At 67.0% G+C, this 22682-nt stretch carries 19 protein-coding genes; 8 read left to right on the top strand and 11 right to left on the bottom strand.

The genetic code is table 11. The features are described from left to right. Positions 1-41 precede the first annotated feature (41 nt). The 4 genes from BLU08_RS01945 to BLU08_RS01960 all read left to right on the top strand — a co-directional run bounded on the left by BLU08_RS01945 (position 42) and on the right by BLU08_RS01960 (position 4140). Positions 42-1268 carry a phage major capsid protein gene (locus BLU08_RS01945; RefSeq protein WP_090200882.1) on the top strand — a complete coding sequence of 409 codons (1227 nt, stop codon included), beginning with the start codon at positions 42-44 and terminating at the stop codon, positions 1266-1268. 71 nt (positions 1269-1339) lie between these two features. Then, positions 1340-1819, top strand: coding sequence for an HK97 family phage prohead protease (locus tag BLU08_RS01950; RefSeq protein WP_233996048.1), 480 nt, complete (start codon positions 1340-1342; stop codon positions 1817-1819). After that, complete coding sequence (locus tag BLU08_RS01955; RefSeq protein ID WP_090194556.1) at positions 1810-2964, top strand: phage portal protein; 1155 nt, start codon at positions 1810-1812, stop codon at positions 2962-2964. Before BLU08_RS01950 ends, BLU08_RS01955 begins: the two co-directional genes overlap by 10 nt. Positions 2965-3111: 147 nt before the next feature. Next, positions 3112-4140: a tyrosine-type recombinase/integrase gene (locus BLU08_RS01960; RefSeq protein ID WP_090194559.1), complete on the top strand. Its 1029-nt coding sequence runs from the start codon at positions 3112-3114 to the stop codon at positions 4138-4140. 183 nt (positions 4141-4323) lie between these two features. On the opposite strand, the gene BLU08_RS01965 is transcribed toward BLU08_RS01960, so the two are convergent. From BLU08_RS01965 to BLU08_RS01985, 5 genes are all read right to left on the bottom strand, one after another. Then, the gene (locus tag BLU08_RS01965; RefSeq protein ID WP_090194562.1) at positions 4324-5553 is read right to left on the bottom strand and encodes a PQQ-dependent sugar dehydrogenase; all 1230 of its coding nucleotides are present in this window, start codon (positions 5551-5553) and stop codon (positions 4324-4326) included. Positions 5554-5733: 180 nt separating this feature from the next. Next, entirely contained in the window at positions 5734-6747 is a 1014-nt protein-coding gene (locus BLU08_RS01970) for an SMP-30/gluconolactonase/LRE family protein (RefSeq protein ID WP_090194564.1), read from the bottom strand. A gap of 179 nt (positions 6748-6926) precedes the next feature. Next, positions 6927-7526, bottom strand: coding sequence for an SDR family oxidoreductase (locus BLU08_RS01975; protein WP_090194566.1), 600 nt, complete (start codon positions 7524-7526; stop codon positions 6927-6929). A 117-nt stretch (positions 7527-7643) separates the two neighbouring features. Beyond that, positions 7644-9422: a DEAD/DEAH box helicase gene (locus BLU08_RS01980; RefSeq protein ID WP_090194569.1), complete on the bottom strand. Its 1779-nt coding sequence runs from the start codon at positions 9420-9422 to the stop codon at positions 7644-7646. A gap of 359 nt (positions 9423-9781) precedes the next feature. Next, a complete protein-coding gene (locus tag BLU08_RS01985) occupies positions 9782-10762 on the bottom strand; it encodes a universal stress protein (RefSeq protein ID WP_090194571.1) in 981 nt (326 codons plus the stop codon). Positions 10763-11213: 451 nt separating this feature from the next. On the opposite strand from BLU08_RS01985, the gene istA reads away from it, so the two are divergent. Next, complete coding sequence (istA, locus tag BLU08_RS01995) at positions 11214-12728, top strand: IS21 family transposase (RefSeq protein WP_090193857.1); 1515 nt, start codon at positions 11214-11216, stop codon at positions 12726-12728. After that, on the top strand, positions 12715-13443 hold the full coding sequence (gene istB / locus BLU08_RS02000) for an IS21-like element helper ATPase IstB (RefSeq protein WP_090193854.1): 729 nt from the start codon (positions 12715-12717) through the stop codon (positions 13441-13443). The genes istA and istB overlap by 14 nt, the downstream gene beginning before the upstream one ends. A 56-nt stretch (positions 13444-13499) precedes the next feature. Here the strand turns inward: istB and BLU08_RS02005 are convergent, their stop codons facing one another. The 4 genes from BLU08_RS02005 to BLU08_RS02020 form a co-directional block, all read right to left on the bottom strand. Next, the gene (locus tag BLU08_RS02005) at positions 13500-14078 is read right to left on the bottom strand and encodes a PepSY-associated TM helix domain-containing protein (protein ID WP_090194575.1); all 579 of its coding nucleotides are present in this window, start codon (positions 14076-14078) and stop codon (positions 13500-13502) included. Then, positions 14078-14752: a TonB-dependent siderophore receptor gene (locus BLU08_RS02010; RefSeq protein ID WP_090194578.1), complete on the bottom strand. Its 675-nt coding sequence runs from the start codon at positions 14750-14752 to the stop codon at positions 14078-14080. The genes BLU08_RS02005 and BLU08_RS02010 overlap by 1 nt, the downstream gene beginning before the upstream one ends. A gap of 12 nt (positions 14753-14764) precedes the next feature. Continuing rightward, positions 14765-16735 carry a protein-L-isoaspartate(D-aspartate) O-methyltransferase gene (locus BLU08_RS02015; RefSeq protein WP_090194580.1) on the bottom strand — a complete coding sequence of 657 codons (1971 nt, stop codon included), beginning with the start codon at positions 16733-16735 and terminating at the stop codon, positions 14765-14767. A 235-nt stretch (positions 16736-16970) separates the two neighbouring features. Beyond that, positions 16971-17228: a hypothetical protein gene (locus BLU08_RS02020; protein WP_090194584.1), complete on the bottom strand. Its 258-nt coding sequence runs from the start codon at positions 17226-17228 to the stop codon at positions 16971-16973. 164 nt (positions 17229-17392) lie between these two features. Here BLU08_RS02020 and BLU08_RS02025 point away from each other — a divergent pair, with 164 nt between their 5' ends. Then, a complete protein-coding gene (locus BLU08_RS02025; protein ID WP_157674427.1) occupies positions 17393-18058 on the top strand; it encodes a hypothetical protein in 666 nt (221 codons plus the stop codon). Between the two features lie 72 nt (positions 18059-18130). Further along, on the top strand, positions 18131-19699 hold the full coding sequence (locus BLU08_RS02030) for an FAD-binding oxidoreductase (protein ID WP_157674428.1): 1569 nt from the start codon (positions 18131-18133) through the stop codon (positions 19697-19699). Positions 19700-19705: 6 nt separating this feature from the next. On the opposite strand, the gene ppc is transcribed toward BLU08_RS02030, so the two are convergent. Both ppc and BLU08_RS02040 read right to left on the bottom strand, forming a co-directional pair. Beyond that, positions 19706-22372 carry a phosphoenolpyruvate carboxylase gene (gene ppc, locus BLU08_RS02035; protein WP_090194592.1) on the bottom strand — a complete coding sequence of 889 codons (2667 nt, stop codon included), beginning with the start codon at positions 22370-22372 and terminating at the stop codon, positions 19706-19708. 57 nt (positions 22373-22429) lie between these two features. Beyond that, positions 22430-22651: a hypothetical protein gene (locus tag BLU08_RS02040; RefSeq protein ID WP_090194595.1), complete on the bottom strand. Its 222-nt coding sequence runs from the start codon at positions 22649-22651 to the stop codon at positions 22430-22432. Positions 22652-22682 lie beyond the last annotated feature (31 nt).

Below are 22682 nucleotides of genomic sequence, written 5' to 3' on the forward strand. Positions count from 1 at the left end.
GCCGGGGGAGCGATCCCCCGGCCACTTAGAAAGGCATGATCATGACCAGACTGACTGAATTGAAAGAGCGCCGCGCCGCTGCGCTCGAAACCATGCGCGCCCATGAGGAAGCGGGCGGCGCTGAATTCGACACCGCCAAGGCGCAATATGACAGCATCGCCGCGCAGATCACGCGCGCCGAGGCTATCGAGAACGCCGAGCGCCAAGAACGCGGCAAGCCGCTTGTCGGCGATGGCAAGCTGGAAACCGAGCTGCGCCAGTTCTCCATCCGCCGCGCGATTGCCGGGGCGGCGGGCATGGAAGGCGTGGACTGGGGCCGCGAACGCGAGATGCAGGCCGAGCTGGCCAAGCGCGCGGGCCGCGCGCCGCAAGGCCTGTTCATCCCCGCCGAGGCGCTGGAAACCCGCGCCACGACCAGCGCCGCCGATAGCGGCGGAACCCTTGTCCCCACCGATCACCGGCCCGAGCTGTATATTAGCGCCCTGACCGCGCAATCCGTGGTGCGCGCCATGGGGGCAACCGTTCTGACCGGCCTGACCGGCAGTGTCGAAATCCCCAAGGAAGGCACCAGCCCCCAGCCCACTTGGAAGGCCGAAAATGCCGACTTTGACGAAGGCGATGCGACCTTCGGCAGTGTCGAGCTGAAGCCCAAGCATTGCGGCGTCATCACGCAATGGTCGCGCAACATGATCTTGCAGGCCTCGCCTGATGTGGAGATGCTGTTGCGCCAGATGCTGGCGCGCAACATTGCGCTGGGTATCGACCGCGCTGCGATCAGCGGCACGGGCACCACGCAGCCGCTCGGCTTGCTCAATACCCCCGGCATTCAGACCCATGCGCAAGGCGTTCCGCCTGGCGATACCACCTTCCTGACGCTCACGGCCGGGATGATCGCCAAGGCCGACATTGCCAACGTGGGCGCGATGCGTTCCTTCCTTGGCACCATGGGCGTGAAGGAAGCGGCCATGAAAACCCGCGACAGCACGGGCTTGCCGATCAGCATGGACCAACTGTTCCACATGGAGCCGCGCGCCTTCAGCAATCAGGTGCCCAACAATCTCGGCGATGACGATGATGAGCATGGCCTGATCTATGGCGACTGGTCGGAGCTGCTGATTGGCGTCTGGTCGGAAATCGACATTCTCGTGAACCCCTACGAGAGCGCGGCCTACAAGAAGGGCAACATCTCGCTGCGCGCGATTGCGACCGTGGACACGGCTTGCCGTCACCCGCAAGCGTTCGTGTCGGCAACGGGCTTCAAGCCGTGACGCGCGCGGCTTGCCCTTCAATCGAGCGGCGGGCCTTTCCCGAATTCCGGGCGCTGGCAGGCGCGCGGCGATTGGAGGGCTATGCCGCAACCTTCGGCGCGGAAGCGCGCCTGGGCGATTTTGTCGAGACCATCGAGCCGGGGGCGTTCCGCGCCTCGCTCGATGGCGACATTCTGGCGCTGGTCGATCATGACCCCGGCCTTGTGCTGGGCCGGACCCGTTCCGGCACCTTACGCCTTGCCGAGGACAGCCGAGGCCTCGCCTTTTCGCTGGATCTACCCGACACACAAGCGGGCCGGGACATTATTGCCCTTGCCGCGCGCGGCGATATTGGCGGGATGAGCTTTGGCTTCCTCATCCCGGCGGGCGGCGAAGTCTGGCAGGGGAACCGTCGCAGCCTGCGCGCTATCGACTTGCGCGAAGTGTCCGTTGTGCAGGCGTTCCCGGCCTATCCCGATACCCAGATTGCCCTGCGCGCCCGAGGCGAGGCCGATGCGCGCGCCGCGCGGCGGCGGGCGGTCGAATTGAGAGAGCGCACCCCATGGGCATGATCGACAATCTTGCGCGCCGGTTCGGCTTCGAACGGCGCAACGCCGATCTGAGCTGGCAGGCGCTTTCCCCCGGCTTTGGCATGGGCGCGGCCATGAGCGCGCGCGCCGCCGAGAATATTTCAGCCGTCTATGCGTGCGCGGCTGCGATCAGCTCGGCGCTCGCCTATATCCCGGCCCTGGTCTATCGGCGCGACGGACAGGGCAACCGGGTCGAACAGTTCGACCACCCGCTTGTCATGCTCACCCGCCAAGGCGTGAATGCACAGATGACATGGCCGGAATTCGTGGAGCATTTCGTTGCCGACGCGCTCTTGAGCGGCAACGGGCTTGCCGAGATCATGCGTGATCGCAGCGGCGCGCTGATCGGGCTGGAATTCATCCCTTGGTCGCGCGTGTCGGTCGAATATCTTTCCACCGGGCGGCTCGCCTATGACGTGTCGGACCCGTTCGGGCGGGGCCGTGCGCGGCGCTTGCTGCAATCCGAAGTGCTGCACTTGCGGGACCGTTCGGATGATGGCTTGATAGGGCGTTCGCGGCTTTCGCGGGCGTCCGAAACCGTCGCGGGCGTGGCAGCGGCCAACACCTTCGCCAAGGGCTTCCTTGACCGGGGCGGCTATCCCTCGGGCATTCTCACCTTCCCCGGCAAATTGAATGCCGAGGACAAGGACGCCTTCGCCCGCGAATTCGCAAAGAAGCACGCGGGCGCGCAGAATGTGGGACGGGTGCTGGTGCTCGATCAGGGCTTGACCTGGACGACTGCCGCCATCTCGCCCGAGGATGCCGAGCTGCTGGAAAGCCGGAAGTTCGGGGTCGAAGAAATCTGCCGCCTCTTTCAGGTGCCCCCGCCGCTGGTGCAGGATTACAGCCATAACACCTTCACGAATTCCGAAACGGCGGGACGCTGGTTTGCGCAATTCACGCTGGCACCATGGGCGCGCAAGCTGGAAGCCGAATTCGCGCGCAGCGTCTTTTCCCCGGCCTCGGGCTTCGAGATGGAGCTTGACCTGTCCGCCTTCCTGCGCGGCGATCCTGCCACCCGATGGAACGCGCACAAGATCGCCGTGGAAACCGGCGTGCTCGATCCTGACGAAGTGCGGCACGTGGAAGGCTGGAACCCGCGCGCCAAGCCCGAGCTGACGCCATGAGCGCGCGCCGCCGCCTCCTGCCCGAGAGTGAAATTCGCAGTGCAATTGAGCTGCTGCGCGAGCTTGGAATAGAGCCGGGGGCGGTGGACGTGCGAGCCGACGGGATTACCGTTTATCCGAAGAACGAAGGGCAAGGGAGTGCATTCGATGCGTGGAAGGCGAAGCAATCGCATTCTGTCCGGCCTTCACGTAGTTAAGAAGCGTCTGGCGAGCGGGATTATCCGCTGGAATGTGTATGCGTGGCGCGGTGGACCCTGCATTCACCGCCAGGACGGCGCGCGCCCGATCATCACGCCCGATCTATTTGCTCAAGCCATAGCCGCGCGGGAGGAAGCGAGCGGGGGCGCGCCGAGCGACACGTTCAAGGCGGTGATTGTCGCCTACCGGGCTTCGCCCGAATTTGAGCGCCTCGCTGACAGCACGCAGCGCGACTACAACCGCATCCTTGACCGGATTGATGAGCAATTCGGCGCGGCGCCGATTGCGGCCTTCGAGGATCGGCGGATGCGCCGGGACATCATCGAGTGGCGCGACCTCTGGCGCGGCCAACCCCGGACAGCCGACAAGGCTGCCGTCATGATGGCGACTGTTCTGGGTTGGGCGGTCGAAAACGCGCTTCTCACCATCAACGTGGCGGCGGGCATCCCCCAGCTACACAGCGCCGACAAGTCGGACATGATATGGGAGGACCGGCACTGGCAGGCGATGGCCGATGCGCCCGAGCAACTGATGCAAGCACTTCGCCTTGCCAGCATGACGGGGCTGCGCCTGGGCGACCTTGTGCGGCTCGACTGGTCGCAGGTGTCGGACAAGGCAATCATCCTCACCACCCGCAAGCGCAAGGGCAGGGCAGTCATTCCCGTGATCCCCGAGCTGCGCAGCTTTCTCGATACTATCACGCACCGCCAAGGCGTGGTGCTGCGAAATAGCCGAGGACTGCCTTGGACGGAGAGCGGGCTGGGAACAGTGTTTCAGCGCAGCAAGCCTGCGGACTTCGACCGCACCATGCACGATTTGCGCGGCACCTACGTCACGTGGCTGGCCATGAAGGGCCTTACGGATGACGAGATTGCACGCATCGTTGGTTGGACCTCACAGCGCATTGCCGAGGTGCGAGCGCGCTACGTGGATGAGGCGCGCGTCATCGTCTCTCTGGTCGATAGGTTGAGCGCATGAGCGGTTTACACAGCATAGCCAAGTCATTGATGCGTAAGGGCACAATGTGGGCAAGGTTTACACCCTAAGGAATTGAAATTGCGCAATAAGCCGAGAAATCATAATCCGCGTGTCGGGGGTTCGAGTCCCTCCTCCGCTACCAGACCCGTTTCGTTCGAAACGTCGCTGGCTTCGGGCAATCGGTCAGTATCCCCGAGAAGGCATCTCCCCGTTCATCGGGTCGGGGCCTGTCCTTCCGCCGTCCTGCGAAGCGGGACGAACCTCTTGCCGAACGAGTTTCCAGAGACTTCCGGGGCCATCTTTCGTGTTCGTCAGCAGCCAGATCGCGCCGTCAGGTCCCTGCCCGACTTCGCGGATGCGGGTATTGAGCGGGATGAACTCGGTTTCGCGGACCTCGCCCGCTTCCATGTCGACGCGTTCGACGCCGCCCGCCGAAAGCGCGCCGAACAGGATGTCGCCTCGCCATTCGGGGAACATTTCGCCATCATAGACGATCATGCCCGAAGGCGAGCGCACGGGGCTCCAGTGGTGGACGGCATCCTCGTATTCGGGAAACTCGGTGGGGTCGGGGATGTCGATGCCGTCGTAGTTGATCCCCCAGCTCACCACCGGCCAGCCGTAATTGGCGCCGCGTTCGATCCGGTTCAGCTCGTCCCCGCCGAGAGGGCCCATTTCGGCCACCCATAAATCTCCCGTGCTCCGGTCAATCGCTGCGGCCTCGATGTTGCGGTGGCCCCAGGACCAGATTGCCGGGTCCGCTTCCTCCCGCCCGACCAGGGGATTGTCCGAAGGGACCGAACCGTCATCGTTCAGCCGGATCAACGTGCCGAGCGTGTTCGAGACATCCTGCGCGGGATTGAACTTGAACCTTTCTCCCAGGGCCAGGAACAGCTTGCCATCTGGCGCGAAGACGATGCGGTTTCCGAAGTGGTTCGGCCCTTCCACCTTCTTCTGCCGCCAGATGACCTCGAAATTTTCCAGCCGGTCGCCGACCATGCGGCCCCGCCCGAGAGCGGTGCCGGCGGTTCCGTTCTCGCCGGGCTCGGCGAAGGAGAGATAGACCATCGAATTGCGCGCGAAATCGGGATGGAGCGCAACGTCCATCAATCCGCCCTGGCCTTCGCTCCATACTTCCGGCGTGCCGCCGACCGGAGCCGAAACCGATCCGTCCCGTGTGACGACGACAAGATCGCCGCCATGCTGCGTCACCAGCATTCGCCCGTCCGGGAGGAAGGCCAGCGCCCACGGCTCTTCCAGCCCCTTGGCGACCTCCCGGACCGATACGATCACGTCGCCGGCGGCAATGGATTCGACCTGGTTGTCCGGCTGCGCGCGCGTGACGGCCGGCCCGGCGAGGCAGAGGAATGCGGCGGAAAGGGCAAGGGCGATGCGTGTCGAAGGACGGGTCTTCATTGGTGCGTCTCCTGTGGCGACAGCGTGCCGGCATTCGGTAAGGGGGCGGCACGGGCTGCACCGGTTCAACCGGATCGGCAGCATCATCGTTCCGGCCTCGCCCCGCCTCGCCGCGCGTGCACAACGGCCTGCGGACAAGCGCCGTCGCCCGGCGGCATTCGCGCTGCGGGTAAGGCGTGCCTAGGGGGCGGGCCTGATCGAGGACCCGATGCCGCGTGCGCGCGTCTCGACCTTCCAGACATCCGAACCCGCGGTGATGTAGAGCGTGGAAAGGTCGCTCCCGCCCCAGGACACGTTGGTCGAGCGCACCGGCATGTCGAGCGTGGCGACGCGCGCGCCTTCCGGCGAAAGGACGCAGATGCCTTCGGGACAGGTCGCGTAGACCCGCCCCTCGCTGTCGACGCGCATTCCGTCGACCGGCCATTCGCCCCCTTCCATCGCGAGGTCGGCGAACAGCCGCCTTGCGCTGGCCGTCCCGTCCGCCGCGAGGTCGTAGGCCCACAATTTCTGGTCTGCCGAATCGCTCACGTAAAGAACGCTTTCGTCGGGTGACAGCGCGATGCCGTTCGGCCTCTGGAGCGAATCGTCGATCAGAACCATCCGGCCCGTCGCCTCGTCGAAACCGAAAACGCCGTTGAATTCCACCTCTCGTTCCCGCTCCTCGCCCTGGTAGGGCCGGCCGAGGCCGTAGGGCGGATCGGTGAAGAAGATCATCCCGTCTGCCGCGCGCACGACGAGGTCGTTGGGGCTGTTGAGGTGTTCGCCACGATATTCCGCCACGATCGTCTCGCGCCCGGATCGAGGTGTCCAGCGGGTGATCTCGCCGCTGGCATGTTCTGCGGAAAGCAAATCTCCGTCCCGGTTGAAGGTGTGCCCGTTGGCTTGCGCGGAAGGCGAATAAAGCACGCTCACTTCGTTTCCGCGCGGATCGAGGACATGGACAGTGTCGCCGGGTATGTCGCTGAAGATGAGGCGCTTTCCGTCCCATGCCGGGCCCTCGGTGAAGCCGAAGCCGGTCGCGACCCGTTCGAGCGTGCCAGGCACGAAGATTGCCGCTTCCCGCGATTGCGCACCGCGCGGTTCGGCGGCTTGATCCGCGCGCTCCATCGGAGCGCAGGCCGCGGCGGCACCCCCGGCGATCGCGAGGGCAGCGAGCCGGGTCCACGGGCGAAACATCTGTCCTGTCCTTTTCATGCGGCACCTCCATCGTCGGGCTTTGCGTAGGGCGTCCTGCCGGCGAAACCTGCGAGCAGGCGCGCCGATGACCGAGGGAACAGCACCTGCGTCCGCAGTGCAAGGTTTTCCGTTGCCGCAGGTTTCGCGCTTTCGGGGCGAGGTTGCTCCGGCGCTGCCGATTTCGCGGCGCGATCCGGTCAGCCCATGCTTTCCATCAGGAAGACCTTGCCTTCGAGCGCGGAGTCTGTCGCGGCCCTTGCAAGGACCGCGGCGACGTCTCCGCGTGCGGCCTTGCCCGCGGGATCGACCTCGTCGCCGAGCCGGACGTTGCGATTGCCGTCGTCGTCCGTCAAAGCGACGGGCCGCACGATCGTGTAGGCGAGGCCCGAGGATTTGAGATGTTCATCGGCATCGTGCTTTGCCTTGAGGTAATGCGCGAGCTTGCCCGAAGGGTCGGGATCGCTCGCACCCACGGATGACAGCATGACGAAGCGCTCGACGCCCTCCCTTGCGGCGATGTCGATCAGCCGCCGGGCACCGTCGCGGTCGACCTTGTCGGTCATCTCCTCGCCCGTGTCCCCGCCCGAACCGGCCGCGAAGACGACCACGTCGGCCCCGGCGCACACGTCGTCCCCGAGCTTCGTGAGGTCGGCCTCCCGTTTCTCGACCCCTTCCGGAAGCGTGGAGGTGTCGGACGAGGCGCGATGGAGCGCGATGGGCGTGTGACCGGCTTCGACGAGCTGGCGGACGAGACGGCTTCCGGTGTTTCCGGTGGAACCTGCGACGAGAATGTTCATGGCAAACCTGCGATTGGAGGAAAGGGGCGCACGCGGGCGCGCGATACCTTTCCAACGCCGGCCCGGACCGATCGTTTCACCCGCCCGGCGCGCGCCGGAGCGCCGTGCGCCGCCCGTTCAGCGCCCTTGCCGCTGCTTTCGCCGCGCTTCTGCGGGCCTGCCGTTCTTGTGCGGTTGCTTTTCCTTGCCGGTCGGTTTCGGCTTTCGGCCGGCCGGGTTCCTGCCCTTCGGCCTCGCCTTGACGAACCCCCGGCCGGGAAAGCGGTTCTCGCGCGGCGGCATGGTCGGGCCGGCTTCGGAGCGTTCGATCGCGATCGCTGCCTCCTCGCCCCCGTTCCTGCCGGTGCGCGCCGCGGTTTCGGCGAACCTTGCAGAGATCGCGCGCGGGACCTGGAAGAAGGTTTCGGTGTCGCCGATCCGGATCGCGCCGATCTCGTTGCGGGAGATGTCGCCTCTCCGGCAGAGCAAAGGGAGGATCCAGCGCGGTTCCGCATTGTCGCGGCGGCCAACCTCCAGGCGGAACCACACGACGTCCTCGAAACCGGGACGGGGACCGTCCTTCTTCGCCTCGCGTCGCGCCTCGGGGCCGCTCGCGGCGATCTCTCCGGGTTCGGGCAGGCGCGCGCTGTGGGCGCGCACCAGCATGGCGGCGATGTCCTCGGGGCTGCGCTCGGCGAGCAGCTGGCGGGCGATGTCGCGTTCGGCCTCCTCGATCTCGACCGGCGAGAGCAGCTTTTCCAGCAGGCGCGCGCGGTCCTTTGCGCGGATCGCGTCACGGCCCGGCACGGCGCGCCATTCGGCAGCGATCCTTGCATGGCGCAGCATGGATTCGACCCGCTTGCGGCGCGAAAACGGCACGATCAGCACGGCGACGCCCTTGCGCCCTGCGCGGCCCGTGCGGCCGGAGCGGTGCTGGAGCGTTTCCGCATCGCGCGGAATTTCGACATGGATGACGAGGCCGAGCGTCGGCAGGTCGATCCCGCGTGCGGCGACATCGGTTGCGACGCAGACCCGCGCGCGCCGGTCGCGCAGCGCCTGGAGCGCATGGTTGCGCTCCGATTGCGAATGCTCGCCCGACAGCGCGACGGCGGCAAAGCCGCGCTCCTGCAGCACGGCGTGGAGGTGACGGACCTTCTCGCGCGTGGCGCAGAACAGGATCGCGGTTTCCGCCTCGTGAAAGCGCAGGAGATTGACCACGGCGTTCTCGACCTCGTGCGGCGGCACGATCACCGCCTCGTACGAAATGTCGCCGTGTCCGCGTCCTTCCCCGATCGTCGCGATCCTGAGCGCATCGCGCTGGTAACGCCGCGCGAGCGCCTCGATCGGGCGCGGCATGGTCGCGGAGAACAGCAGCGTGCGGCGCCCCTCGGGCGTCGCGTCGAGGATCGCCTCGAGCTCCTCTCGAAAGCCCATGTCGAGCATCTCGTCGGCCTCGTCGAGGACCACGGCCCTCAGCGCCGCGAGGTCGAGCGCGCCTCGTTCGAGGTGGTCGCGCAGCCGCCCGGGCGTGCCGACGACGATGTTTGCGCCCGCGCGCAGCCTCGCGCGTTCCTGTTGCGGATTCATCCCGCCGACACAGGTTGCGATCCTGCCTCCCGCTCCGGCATAGAGCCAGCCGAGTTCGCGGCTCACCTGCAGGGCGAGCTCGCGCGTCGGCGCAATCACGAGCGCGAGCGGCGACGGCGCGGCCGGCATCGCCTCGCCTTCACCGAGCAATTGCGCCGCGATGGCAAGGCCGAACGCGATCGTCTTGCCGGACCCGGTCTGGGCGGAAACGACAAGGTCGCGCCCTGCGGCGCGGGCCTCCATGACCTCGGCCTGCACCGGCGTTGCCGAGGTGTAGCCGCGTTCGGCGAGGGCAGCCGCGAGGCTGGCGGGAAGGGGAGGAAAGTTCATCGATATTGCCTGACAGGGGTGAGGCGCCGGTTCGCTGGGAACCGGCGCGGGGGCGCGCTTCGGATCTGGGGGGCGCTGGAGAGGGAATCGCGTCTCTCCCGCGCGCCCCTAGCGCAGAAAGGGACGCATGGCTTGCGAAAAAGGTCGAGCCCGTTCGCCGCGACATGAACGCCTTTCGAACCGGCTCCCGTGCGCAGGGCGCTGGATCGTTGTCCCGGGGTGCGCCGGTCCTCGCCCTTCGAAGGGAGGGGGGCCATTGATCCGGAACTTGCAGGGCAGGTCGCGCTGGTCGCCGCCATTCGGCAATCGACCCCGGATCGGACGCGGCGAATGCTCGGGATACTGGACAGGCAATGAGGTCAAACGGGAGCAATCGGACTTACGAAGCCGTCCGGTTTGACCGCCAGAACGGGGCATTCGATACTGTTTATGATGTTTTCGGCCGTGTTGCCGATGATGACGCCCTCCAGCCCGGTCCGAGCCACGGTTCCCATCACCAGCACCTCGGCGCCAAGCTTGCGGCTTTGTTCCGCGATCACCTGCTCGGGCGGGCCCTTGACCAGGCGCGGGACGATCCGATCTGCGCCCTGGACCGATCCTTCGGCCGCGATTTCTTCCAGAAGCAAATCCATCGCGCGGCGGCGCTTCTCCCGGATTTCTCGCGTGTATCTGTCGGCTGCCGATTGCCCGGTGGTCGAAAATGCCCAGACCAGTCCCTCCCCGATGGCATCCCAGCCATGCAGGACGAAGACTTCCGCGTTTGCGGGGCCTGCGACATGAAGAGCCATCCCGATCACGCGGCGATTGAGCGACGCGAGGGTTTCGGGCTCCGCCGCATTCTCCTCATCGAGATCCACCGCCGCCAGCACCGTTCGGGGCAACGGATTCGCATCCGGTGCGACAAGCCAGACAGGACAGGGGCATTTTCGCAGGAGGTGCTGGTCGGTGCTCCCGAAAAGAAACCGCTGGACGCTGCTCAAAGGCTCGGCTGTCTTGACCACGAAATCGATATCGGAGGCGAGAACGAACCTGATGACCTCGATGAAGGGTTTGCCGGTCCGCAGATGGATCTTCAAGGACCGGGTCAGGCCCATCTGCGCGAGCAGCCCGGCAATCTCACTTTGGCGCCGATCCTTCAGTTCATCCAGCAGTTCGTCGGCCTGCCTGCCGGCAAGCTTTGCCAGGAGTTGCAGGTCATGCGGGGGCTGGACACAGGTAAAGATCTCGATTTCCGCCGCGTGATGATCGGCCAGTGCGATCGCCGTTTCAAGCGCGGCTGCGCCACCGCCTTCTCCCATGACGACGAGTATCCTGCGCGGAGGAATGGTGACATCCGTCATGCCGGAAGTTCCTTTTGGCCCATGGGATCATTCGCGGAGCATTCCGGTGGGATTTCATCATTGGCGATCATCCTGGCGGCGGCATAGGCGGCGTCCCGATAGGGCATGAGCACGAGATCGGCCCTGCCCGATGCCAGGACTTCAGCCGTCGATTCGTGATGCGCCGCTACTGCGATCTTGCCAGCTTAACCCACATCCTTCATCGCCTGCAAAAGCGCCTGACGGGCATCACTGTGGGTCAGACCGGTATGGTGTTCGGGCACTGCAAGGACCAGCCAGCCCGCGTTCTTTAACGGCAGGTGCGAGAGGAATTCGGGGTCGGTGGCATCCCCGAACATCTGTGGAACGGCGTGCAAAAGGGACCCCGTTAGCGGGGTGATCGGCGTCTAAAAGGGACCCCTCATTCTGATGGTGTAGCAGGCTGCCTGGTTTTCCAGGTGGTGAGATCGGGATGTTGGTTGTGGAGACGGTTGTTCGGATTCGGCGGGAGCACGCGGGCGGGAAGGCGATCAAGGCGATTGCGCGGGATCTGCGGTTGTCGCGCAAGGTGGTGCGCAAGGCGATCCGAGCGCCGGAAGGCGCATTTGATTATCGCCGCACGGTTCAGCCGCTGCCCCGGCTTGGACCGTTTCAGGAGCGGCTCGACGTGCTGCTGACGGAGAACGAGGCCCGGCCCCGGCGCGATCGGCTGCGCATGACCCGGATCCATGATCTGCTTTGCCGTGAGGGGTTCGAAGGTTCTTACGACGCGGTCCGACGTTACGCCCGGCGCTGGACGGAAGCGCGGCGCAAGGATGCGGGTGATGGGGCGCCTGCCTTCATCCCGCTCATGTTCAAGCCTGGCGAGGCCTACCAGTTCGACTGGAGCCACGAGGATGTGGAGATCGCGGGCAAGCCGATGCGGGTGAAGGTGGCGCAGATGCGGCTGTGCGCGTCGCGCGCGGTCTACGTCAGGGCCTATCCGCGCGAGACGCAGGAGATGGTGTTCGACGCCCATGCGCGGGGCTTTGCCTTCTTCGGCGGCGTGCCCCTGCGCGGCATCTACGATAACATGAAGACCGCGGTTACCACCGTGTTCGTCGGCAAGGAGCGGGTGTTCAACCGCCGCTTTCTGGTCATGGCCGATCATTACATGGTCGAGCCCACGGCCTGCTCCCCGGCGGCGGGGTGGGAGAAGGGTCAGGTTGAACACCAGGTTCAGACCATCCGAGGCCGCTTCTTCCAGCCTCGCCTGCGCTTTGCCAGCATCGAGGAGCTCAACGGGTGGCTGGAAGCTGAGTGCCTGAGATGGGCCGCAACGCACGCGCATCCCGAGCAGAAGGAGCTGACCGTTGCCGAGGCGCTGGAGCTCGAACGGCCAGCCCTGCAGCCGATGCTGGCACCGTTCGATGGCTTCCATGAGACCGCGCATGCCGTGACCGGCACCTGCCTGATCAGCTTCGACCGCAACCGCTACTCGGTCATGGCCAAGGCGGCGCGGCGGGCCGTCCAGGTCCGCGCCTATGCCGACCGCATCGTCGTGCGCCTCGGCGACGAGGTAATCGCAGAGCATGCCCGGCACTTCGGCCGCGACCGGACGATCTATGATCCCTGGCATTACCTGCCCGTTCTGGCCAACAAGCCCGGCGCTCTGCGGAACGGCGCACCCTTCCAGGGGTGGGACCTGCCACCGGCACTGACGCGGTTGCGGCGCAAGCTGGGCAGCGGTGATGAAGCCGACCGCCGCTTCGTGCGCGTGCTGGCAGCCATAATGACCGATGGCCTCGAAGCGGTCGAGGCCGCGGTCCGGGAGGCGCTCGATGCCGGCGCCGTCAGCGACGAGGTCATCCTCAACATCCTGGCCCGATACCGGGACCCGCCATCCGAGCGCCCCCTGGACGTGGTCGTCGATCTCAAGCTCAACCATCCGCCGATCGCGGACTGCGCGCGCTACGATACGGTGCGAGGCCTTGATGCAGCGGCATGAGATGATCGAGGCGATGCGCGCACTCGGCCTCAAGGGCATGGCCGGCGCGTTCGACGAGGCGGTCACCACCGGGCTGCAGCGCAAGCGCACGACCCACGAGATCCTGACCGACCTGCTGCGCGCCGAAGCCGCGCATCGTCATGCCGCCTCGATCCGTTACCGCATGACCGCAGCCAAGCTGCCTGTAATCAAGGACCTCGACGCCTTCGCGTTCGAGGGCACCCCGATCAACGAAGAGCTGGTGCGCTCCCTGCACGCAGGTTCGTTCCTGCCCGGTCGCCGCAACATCGTGCTCATCGGCGGCACCGGGACGGGCAAGACCCATCTGGCCACCGCGATCACCGCCAGCGTCGTGCGTGCTGGCGCTCGCGGGCGCTACTTCAATACGGTCGATCTCGTCACCCGGCTCGAGGAAGAAGCTCGCATCGGCAAGGCTGGCGCCATCGCCGCCCAGCTCGGCAGGCTCGATCTCGTGGTGCTCGATGAACTGGGCTATCTGCCGTTCGCCCGATCAGGCGGGCAGCTCTTGTTCCATCTGATCAGCAAACTCTACGAGCAGACCTCGGTGATCATCACCACCAACCTCGCCTTCGGCGAGTGGCCCACCGTCTTCGGCGATCCCAAGATGACCACCGCGCTGCTCGACCGCATCACCCACCATTGCGATATCGTCGAGACCGGCAACGACAGCTGGCGCTTCAAAAACCGCAGCTGACCCGATCAGAAAACCGACTTCGCGCTGCTGACGCCTCCGGTCGGGCTACGCCCTCCCTACGCCGCCAGCAGCGCGAAAACCGCGCCCAGCGTCAACCGATCCTCGCAACCGCAGAGGGGTCCCTTTTGCGCGCCGATAGGGGGTCCCGATTGAACGCCGATCGGCACCCCGATCCTGGTCGGAAGGTTGAGGTGCCGGTGCAGATTGCGCAGGATACGCTGCGCGCCTGCCCAAGGCGCCTCGCCCTGGATCTCGGCGGTCGTCGGATGGGCATGGAGGTAGAACAGGTCGCCGTCCCGGTCCTCGACCATTACCTTGACCGCGAAGGCCGACGCGACGGGCGCTTCCATCGACCAGACTTTCGCGACCCCCGGATGGCTGGCGGCATTGGTCGCGATGCCGGGCCAGTCGATCGGACCGGCGACGCTTGCCGGTGCCACCCGGAGACTGGATTGGAGGGCCCAGTCGATCTCGTGGCTGACCACCGCGAGCGTTCCGGTGAACATGATGAAGGCCATGAACAGGCTGAGCTTGAGCCCGACCCATTGATGCACGGCCCACCAGACGCGCGATGCCTTGCGTTTCGTGGCGGGCCGGGCGCTTGCAACCCTTGCGGAGGTGCGGGCCAGTTCCATCAGAAACGCTTGATCAGTTCCACGAACACGGTGCGCGGTTCGCCCGGAAAATGTCCGGTGCGGTCGATGAAGCCGCTTTCGGCGTAGGTCTTGTCGAGGATGTTGTCGATCCGCAGCAGCACCTCGACGGGGCCGGGGCTCCAGATGATCGACGCGTCGAAGACGACGTATTCCTTGACCGTCTGGCCCGAAAGGCTGAGGCGATCGCTGATGTAGTCGGCTCCGAGGGCGAACGCGGTATCGATCGCGGGAACCTGGTAACGGGTCCAGAAGCCCAGCTGATGTTCGGGTGCGTTGGCAAACCGTGTTCCGACCGAATTGAGAAAGCCGGTCGTGCCGTTGTCTTCGGTGATCCGGGTATCATTGTAGGCATAGGCCAGCGTGGCCACCCAGTCATCGGTGAGGTCTGCGACCAGATCGAATTCGATCCCTCGGCTCGTCACTTCGCCAAGCGCCTGCAGGTCCTCTTCGCCATCGCCGCCCGCATCGACGGTTTCGCCGTCTTCATCGAGCAGCAATTGCAGGAAATTCTGCCGCTTGATCTCATAGAAGTTGAGGCTGGCGCGGATACGGCCATTGTCGAGCGCGGTCTTCACGCCCGCTTCGATGATTTCGCCCGTGACGGGAGCGAAGGGGCCGCCGACCTCGGGCAGCTGGTTGGCAGCCGTCGCCACGGCCCCGCGCGATCACAGGCCGAAGGGATAGAGGTCTTCTCCTCCACCCCCATGCGGTTCCCGGTCCGCGAGCGGTTCGAGCGCGCGCGTCTCGTCGAACCAGCAATAGGCATCGAACTGTTCGGGCAGGCAGGCATCGCTGTAATGGCTCCAGCGTTCGGTGTCGGGGCGGTAGATCACGCCGATGAAGCGTTCGAGCCGCGGCTGTCCCAGCCTCCCGGCGAGCTCGGGCGCCGTGCCGAAATCGGCCAGCAATGGCGAAGCGCCGCTTTCGTGGAAAAGCCGTTCATAGCTGTCCCGGCGCGACGGGTTGACGCGCTTCGTCTCGTGGTCGCCATCCCAATTGCTTGCCGCGGTCACCGTCCCGCCATGCGTGCCGAACCCGACGAGCGCGACGTCCTCGCCCCATTTCTCGCGCGCGAGCTGGCCGATATTGTGTTCGCCCCGCACCCGGCCCATCTCGGTCGCGCGCGCATCCCCGATATGGCTGTTGTGCGCCCAGACCACCGCCTTCGCATTCGGCCCGCGGTGCTCCAGCAGGTGTTCGAGCGTTTCGGCCATGTGGGCATCGCGCAGGTTCCAGCTTTCCGCGCCGCCGTAATACATCGCGCGGTAATAGCGCTCGGCCGAGGCGACGAGGCGCGCGTTCATTGCCGCCCCGAAGCTCTCGCCGTCTTCCTCGAGCGCGCGGCCCAGCATTTCGCGGCATTGCTCGACCACGGGCTCCTCGCACCGTGCATAGCCGGATTTCAGGGCTGCTCTCCCGTAGGTCGCCGGGTCGGCCTGCCACGGCGTGAGGCAGCCATAGCGTTCGCGCGCCGCCGCGGCGGCTTCGGGGTCGTGCTCGTCGAGATAGTCCAGCACCGCGGCGATCGAGGCGTTCATGTTGTAGATGTCGAGCCCGTGGAAACCGGCCTGTTCGGCTTCCTCGCGGCCCTGGTTGATCGACCTCAGATCGCGCAGCAGTCCCGGCATCACCGTGTTGCGCCACATCCAGGTCGGGAAGCGCTGGAACGGCCCGGGCCGGTCGGCGCGTGAACCCTTGCCGCGGATGAGCCGGTCATAGGCGGCGGCATCGGGCCAGTCGCCCTCGACCGCGAGGATGGTGAAGCCATGGCGTTCGACCAGCCGTTTCGTGATCGCCGCGCGCGCGGCGTAGAATTCGTGCGTGCCGTGGCTCGCTTCGCCCAGCATGACGACCCGGCGGTCGGCGAAACGGTCGAACGTTTCGGCGAAGGCGGGATCGTCGAGATCCGGCAGGGCGATGGCGGCATGGGCGATCAGTTCGGGCGTGGACTTTTCCCGCGAGGCGACGTGATTGCTCGCCGAACGGCTGCCGTCTTCCGGCACCGCGCCGGGCAGGAGCGGCACGAAGCGCACGGCGGTGATTTCCTGCGCGTCCCAGTCGTGTTCTGCGGTGCGGGTGATGCAGGTGAGCTGCTGGACGCTTTCGTCGCCCACCGGGATGATCAGCCGGCCCCCGATCGCGAGCTGGTCTTTCAGGGCGTCGGGCACCTCGAGCCCGCGCGCCGCGACGAGGATCGCCTCGAACGGGGCCTCGCCCGCAAGGCCTTTCATCCCGTCGCCCGCGATGATGCGGCAATTGTCGTAGCCCAGCGCCTCGACCCGCTCGCGGGCCTGCCGGGCGAGCTTTTCGTGGCGCTCGATCGCGAAGACTTCCGCCGCGATCCGCGACAGGACGGCGGCGGCGTAACCCGACCCGGCGCCGACTTCGAGCACGCGGTCGCCCTCGTCGATCCGCGCAGCCTCGATCATCGAGGCGACGATGAAGGGCTGCGAGATCGTCTGACCCTCGCCGATCGGGAGCGGGCTGTCGTCGTAGACGAACTCGGCCATGTCGTCGGGCACGAAGCGCTCACGCGGGACGGCCCTGAACGCTGCGAGGATGCGTTCATCATCTATGCCGCGCGCCTCGATCTGGCGTGTGACCATGCGTTCTCGCCGGTGGTCCTTATCAGGCATCTCTCTCCCTTTCCGGGGCGCGGGGATGCCGTCCGCGGGACGGTGAGCGCTCCGCGTCCTCCACTTGTCTGTATTCGGACAATGCGAGCCGCGGCCCGGTGTGCCCTGCGCGCGGGACCAGTCGGGCGCCATGCGCGGCGGGTGCAGCGCGATCCCCGCCTGAAATCCGTTCGGGGTGTAGAGCGGAAACGGGGGCGGGCGCGTGGTCCTCGCGCCTCTGCGATCCGCGAAAGCGCTAGTCGCCGAGCCGCTCTTCGGCGATGCCGGCCTCGTCCTCGTCGGTCAGTTCGTTCTCGACCGACCCCGCGGTCTCGTCCGCGATTGCCTCGTCCGGCCTGGCGGGCTCGGCCACGCCGCCGATCGCGGTTTCCTGCGACCCCGCCGAATCGGGCTCCTCGAGCTTGGGCGTCGCCTTGCTGTCGCCCTGCGAACCGCAGGCGGCAAGGCCGAGCGCGGCGAGGGGGAGGGCAATGATGCTGGCGGTCCTGTTCATGCGAATGCTCCGTTTCGTGTCCGCCCTCAACGAAGCGCAGGCATCGAATATCCGAGTGCGAGCGGGCATACGGCGCATCCGAGGCACGCTTCGCCCCTGCTCGCACCACGAGAATCGCCGGCAATGCTCGGGCTTTTCGCAGGGGGATGGGGCAGGGGGCGGGCATGACCGGCACCCGCTTCAACCTGCATGGAACGATCGGCTATTTCGCATCCGACGGGACCCGCGCCGGCCGCGAATTGTTCAGCATCTCGCGCGAGGCGGACGGCAGCAGCGTGCTGCGCGCCCAATGCGTGATGGATGGCGACGCGCTGGTGCGGGACTGCTTCCTCCGCCTCGATCCCGCCGATGCCCCGCGCGAGGCTTTCGTGCACACGATCGAGGGCGGCCGGGCGCTGGGCAGCGGGCATTATCGGTTCGAGCCCGGTCGCATCCGCGCCGACATCCTTCCCGCGGGCGGCGAACCCGAACGCATCGAGCACGCCGAGACGTGCCGTTTCTTCGGCACGCATTCGCTCGTGAATGACGGGTGGATCGTGCGCGCTCTCGGCGGCGAGGGCAGCGCAGGGCTTGCCGTCCATGCCAATTCCGTCGCGGCCAATGGCGGCGGCGTGCCGGGGCTCCACGTCACCCGAGCGGAGATCGCCGAGCGCGGGAGCGAACGCCGGACAGTCGCTGCCGGCACCTTCGATTGCCGCTATGTCACCGTCACCTATGGCGAATATCCCCCGATCGAGATGTGGGTTTGCGAGCGGCTCGACCTGCTCGCCTTCATGCGCTGGGACCATCTCGACGGATATTACGAGCTGATCTCGCTGAGCGAAGGCTAGGCGATTATCCGCGGGGTGGAGACGAGCCCGGTGCGGGCGTGCCCTTTCGCCGTGCCGCCCTATGGTCGCGCCATGGCAACGGCATTGACGCAGGAACAGGACGCACTGGCGGGACTCGCCGCGATCGTCGGGGCGGACAACGTGTTGACCGACCCCGAAAGCCTCGAATTCTACGCGACCGACGTGTTCCGGCGCCACCGCCTGCCCCTCGCTATCGTCCGGCCCGGCAGCGCCGGGGAAATCGCCGCCATCGTCCGCCACGCCCGGCGGTGCGCCATACCCATCGTCCTGCGCGGCGGCGGGGCGAGCTACACCGACGCCTATGCCCAGACCCGCGAAGGCGGCATCACGCTCGATTTCTCCCGCATGAAAGGGATCGACGTGGACGAGGACAACGCCCTTGTCAGCGTCGAACCCGGGGTGACCTGGGCCGAGCTGCGCGAGGCACTTCGTGCGCGCGGGCTGAAGACGCGCTTCTGGGGCAGCTATTCGGGCCTTCACTCGACGGTTGCGGGCGGGGTCTCGATGAACGCGATCAGCCACGGGCGCGGCACGGCGGCGGACAGCGTCGTCTCGCTCGCGGTGGTGACCGGCACGGGCGAAACCCTTTCCACCGGCAGCGCGCTGTCTGGCCTGGCGATGCCGTTCTCGCGCCATTACGGCCCCGACCTCGCGGGTCTCTTCACCGGCGATTGCGGGGCGCTGGGGATCAAGGTGCGGATCACGCTCGCGCTCGAACGCGCGGCCGCCGCGCATGGCACCGCCTCGTTCGATTTCGCGCGCTTCGAGGACCTGCACGAAGCGTTCCGCCGGGTCGCGGCGAGCGGTCTGGCGGAGGAGAATTTCGGCCTCGACGAGGCGCTCCAGCAGGGCCAGATCGGCGAGGCCGACCTTGGCGACAAGCTCGACATGGCAGGGGCGGTGATGAAAGGCAGTTCATCGCTTGCCAAGGGGGCGAAGACGGTCGCGAAAATGGCGCTGGCGGGCTCGAAAGGGATCGCCCGGGCGAAATTCGCAGGGCATTTCATCGCGGAAGGTTTCGACCAGGGCGATGCCGACCGCCGCATCGCCGAGATCAGGCGGATCGCGGGCGAATTCGGCAAGGCGATCGCGCCGAGCGTGCCCGAAGTCGTGCGCGCCATGCCCTTCGCCCCGCTCAACAATGTCATCGGGCCGAAAGGGGAGCGCTGGTTGCCTATGCACGCGCAGCTCCCGCATTGCGCCGCGCGCCCCTTCCACGCGGCGCTGCAGGCCTACTGGCAGTCGCGCCGGGGGGAGATGGACGCGCACGGCATCTATACCGGCGGGATGTTCATGGCCGTCGGCACGAGCGTGTTCATCTACGAGCCGACCTTCTACTGGCCCGATGCGCGCAATGCCTATCACGAACGCACGGTCGAACCCGGCCATCTTGCAAGCCTGCCGACATACCAGCCCGCGCCCGAGGCGGAGGCGCTGGTCGTGCAGATGAAGCGCGACGTGGTCGCCCTGATGCACGAACACGGCGGGGTGCATTACCAGATCGGGCGGTCCTATCCCTATCTGGAGGACCATGATCCCGCCCATCTCGCGGTCGTGCGCGCGCTCAAGCGGGAACTCGACCCCGACGGCATCGTCAATCCCGGCGCGCTGGGGCTCTGAGCGGTTTCAGCCGCTGTTGCGCAGGGCGGTGGCGATCGCGTTGATCGAAAGCTGAATGCCTTCCGCGATGCGCGGGTCCTTCTCGCCGCCGCGATGGCGGCGCAGCAGCTCGACCTGGAGCAGGTTGAGCGGCTCGATATAGGGCAGCCGCAGGCGGATCGAGGCGTCGAGCTGGGGCGAATTCTCGAGCAGGCGGTGCTGCCCCGTCGCTTCCAGCAGCGTGTCGTGGGTGAGGCTCCAGCCCTCCTCGATGCGCGGGAAGATGCGCTCGCGCAGGTTGTCGTCCTCCACCAGCAGGGCGTATCGCCGCGCGATCCCCATGTCCGATTTCGCCAGCACCATTTCCATGTTGGCGAGCGCGTTGCGGAAGAACGGCCATTCGCGCGCCATCGCGCGCAAAAGGCCCCTGTCGCCAAAAGCCGAGAGCGCGTGGCCGACCCCGTACCAGCCGGGCAGCATGACCCGCGCCTGGCTCCACGAGAACACCCACGGGATCGCGCGCAGGTCCTCGATCCGGTCGGTGCCTTTCCGGCTCGCCGGGCGGCTGCCGATCTTGAGTCCCGCGATTTCGGCGATCGGGGTCATCTGGCGGAAGAAGTCGGCAAAGCCCCCGGTCTCGTAGACCAGCGCGCGATAGGCCGCGAAGGCGGTGCGCGAGAGCTCCTCCATCGCCGCGGCAAAGCGTTTCGCGTCCGTGGGCGCGATCCGTTCGGGTTCGAGCGTCGCGAGCACGGTTGCGCTCGCCATCGCCTCGAGATTGCGCGCGGCGTTTTCGCGGCTGCCGTACTTGGCCGCGATCACCTCGCCCTGTTCGGTGATGCGGATGCGGGCGTTGACCGTGCCGCGCGGCTGGCCGCGGATCGCGTCGAAGGCGGAGCCTCCGCCGCGCCCGACCGATCCGCCGCGCCCGTGGAAGAGCTGCATCGTCACGCCGGCCTCGTCGAAGACCCCGGCGAGCGCCTCGCTCGCCCGGGCGAGATGCCAGGACGAGGTGAGATAGCCCCCGTCCTTGTTCGAATCCGAATAGCCGAGCATGACCTCCTGGAAGCCCCGCGCCTTCGCGAGCGCGGCAAGTTCGGGCAGGCACAGCGCCTCGCGCATGATCGCGGGCGCCGCCTCGAGGTCGCCGATCGTTTCGAACAGCGGCACCGGCATGACCGGGCATTCGGGCCGTTCCCCGTGCCGGTAGAGCCCCGCCTCGCGCAGCAGCACGAGCACTTCGAGCAGGTCCGAAACGCTCGTCGCCATCGAGACGACATATTGCGTGATCGCGGCGGGGCCGAAGCGGTCCCGCGCGCGCGCGACCGCATCGATGATCGCGAGTTCGCTCGTCGTCTCCTCGCGATAGTCGTGCCACGCGATCCGCAGGGGCCGCGCTCCGGCGAGTTCGGCGCGCAGCAGGGCGATGCGCTCCTCCTCGCCGAGTGCGGCGTAATCCGCCTCGACCCCGGCCGCGGCGAGCAGTTCGGCAACCACCCGTTCGTGCACCGCGCTGTTCTGGCGCAGGTCGAGGGTCGCAAGATGAAACCCGAACAGCCGCACCGTGCGGATCAGCCGGGACAGCGCATCGCCGCTCGCCAGTCCCGCGCCGCCGAGCTTGCGGAGCGCGGCGGCGATGGTCTCCAGATCGTCCAGCAATTCCTCCGGCGAGCGATAGGCCGGGCGGTCCGCCACCGGCGCGCGGGGAGGCGGCGTGCCGGTCAGCTCGCAGTGGGTCGCGGCGAGGCGGGCGTAGATCCCGGCGAGCGCGCGGCGGAACGGCTCGTCCCGGCGATGGGCCGACGTGTCGCCGCTCGCCTCGGCCAGCGCTTCGAGCGCGGGGTCGATCGCGGCAAGCTCGCTCGAGATCGAAAGCTCCGCGCCGAGTTCGTGGACCGCGTCGAGACAGGAGCGGAGGACGAGCCGGGCGGCGCGCGACAGGGCATAGTCGAGCGAAGCGGCGGTGACGTGGGGATTGCCGTCGCGGTCGCCGCCGATCCAGCTGCCGAGGCGCACGAAGCCCGGCACCTCCCGCCCGAGCGCCGCCTCCCACCGTGCCGCAAGTTCGGGCAGGACGGGCAGGAAAACGTCGCGCATGACATCAACGGCGTTGTCGACCTCGTCGGTGACATAGAGCCGGTCGCGGCGCAGCGTGCGGGTATGCCAGAGCAGGGCGATCCGGCGCGCGATCGCCCCTTCGACCGCCTCGACCGGTTCGCCCGCCGCGCCCGCCGCGTCACGTTCCTGCATCAGCCGGGCGATCTGCGCGCGGTGGTCGAGCACGCTCTTGCGCCGCACCTCGGTCGGGTGGGCGGTGAGGACGGGGGCGATCAGCGCGCCTTCGAGCAGCCGCGCAACCTCCTCGCGCGAAATCCCGTCCTTCCCCAGCACGCGCAGCGCCGAGGCAAGGTCGCTTGCTCCGTCCGCCACGGGCGCGGCGCGGTCCTCGGCGAGGTTGGCGAGCATCGAGAACAGCCCGAACCCGCGCACGAAGGCGAGCGTCTCGTCGAGATCGAGCTTGTCGAGCCCGAGATCGGCGATCGCCTCGCCCCGGTGGCGGTCGATGCTGGCGCGGCGGATCTCTTCGGTCCGCTCGAACAGGCGCGTGCCCCCATGCTCGCGGATCACGTCGCCGAGCAGCCTGCCGAGAAAGCGGATATCGGGGTTCTGCTGGATCGGGGAACGGCTCGCCATGCTGTTTGCTCGCGCGGGAAAGCGGGGCGGGGCCCGCGGGAGGGCCTGTCCTAGCGCCTAGTCGCCGCCGGGGGCAAAGGGTTCGGGTGCTGGAGCCGTTGGATCGGTGCCGTCATTCTCGCCGGTCGTCTCTTCCATGTCGATCGGCGTGTCGACATCGCCGTCGCGGTCGCCCGAGGGGTTGAAGAAGACGATCACGGCGAGCACGCCGATCCCCGCGATGACGAGCGGCCAGAGCCATTTGGAGCGGCTGGATTCGGGCTTGTTGGGATCGACCATGGCGGGTCCTCCTCCTTGTCGTTGTCCATGG

It is taken from the genome of Erythrobacter sp. HL-111, assembly GCF_900105095.1.
Taxonomy (GTDB): domain Bacteria; phylum Pseudomonadota; class Alphaproteobacteria; order Sphingomonadales; family Sphingomonadaceae; genus Erythrobacter.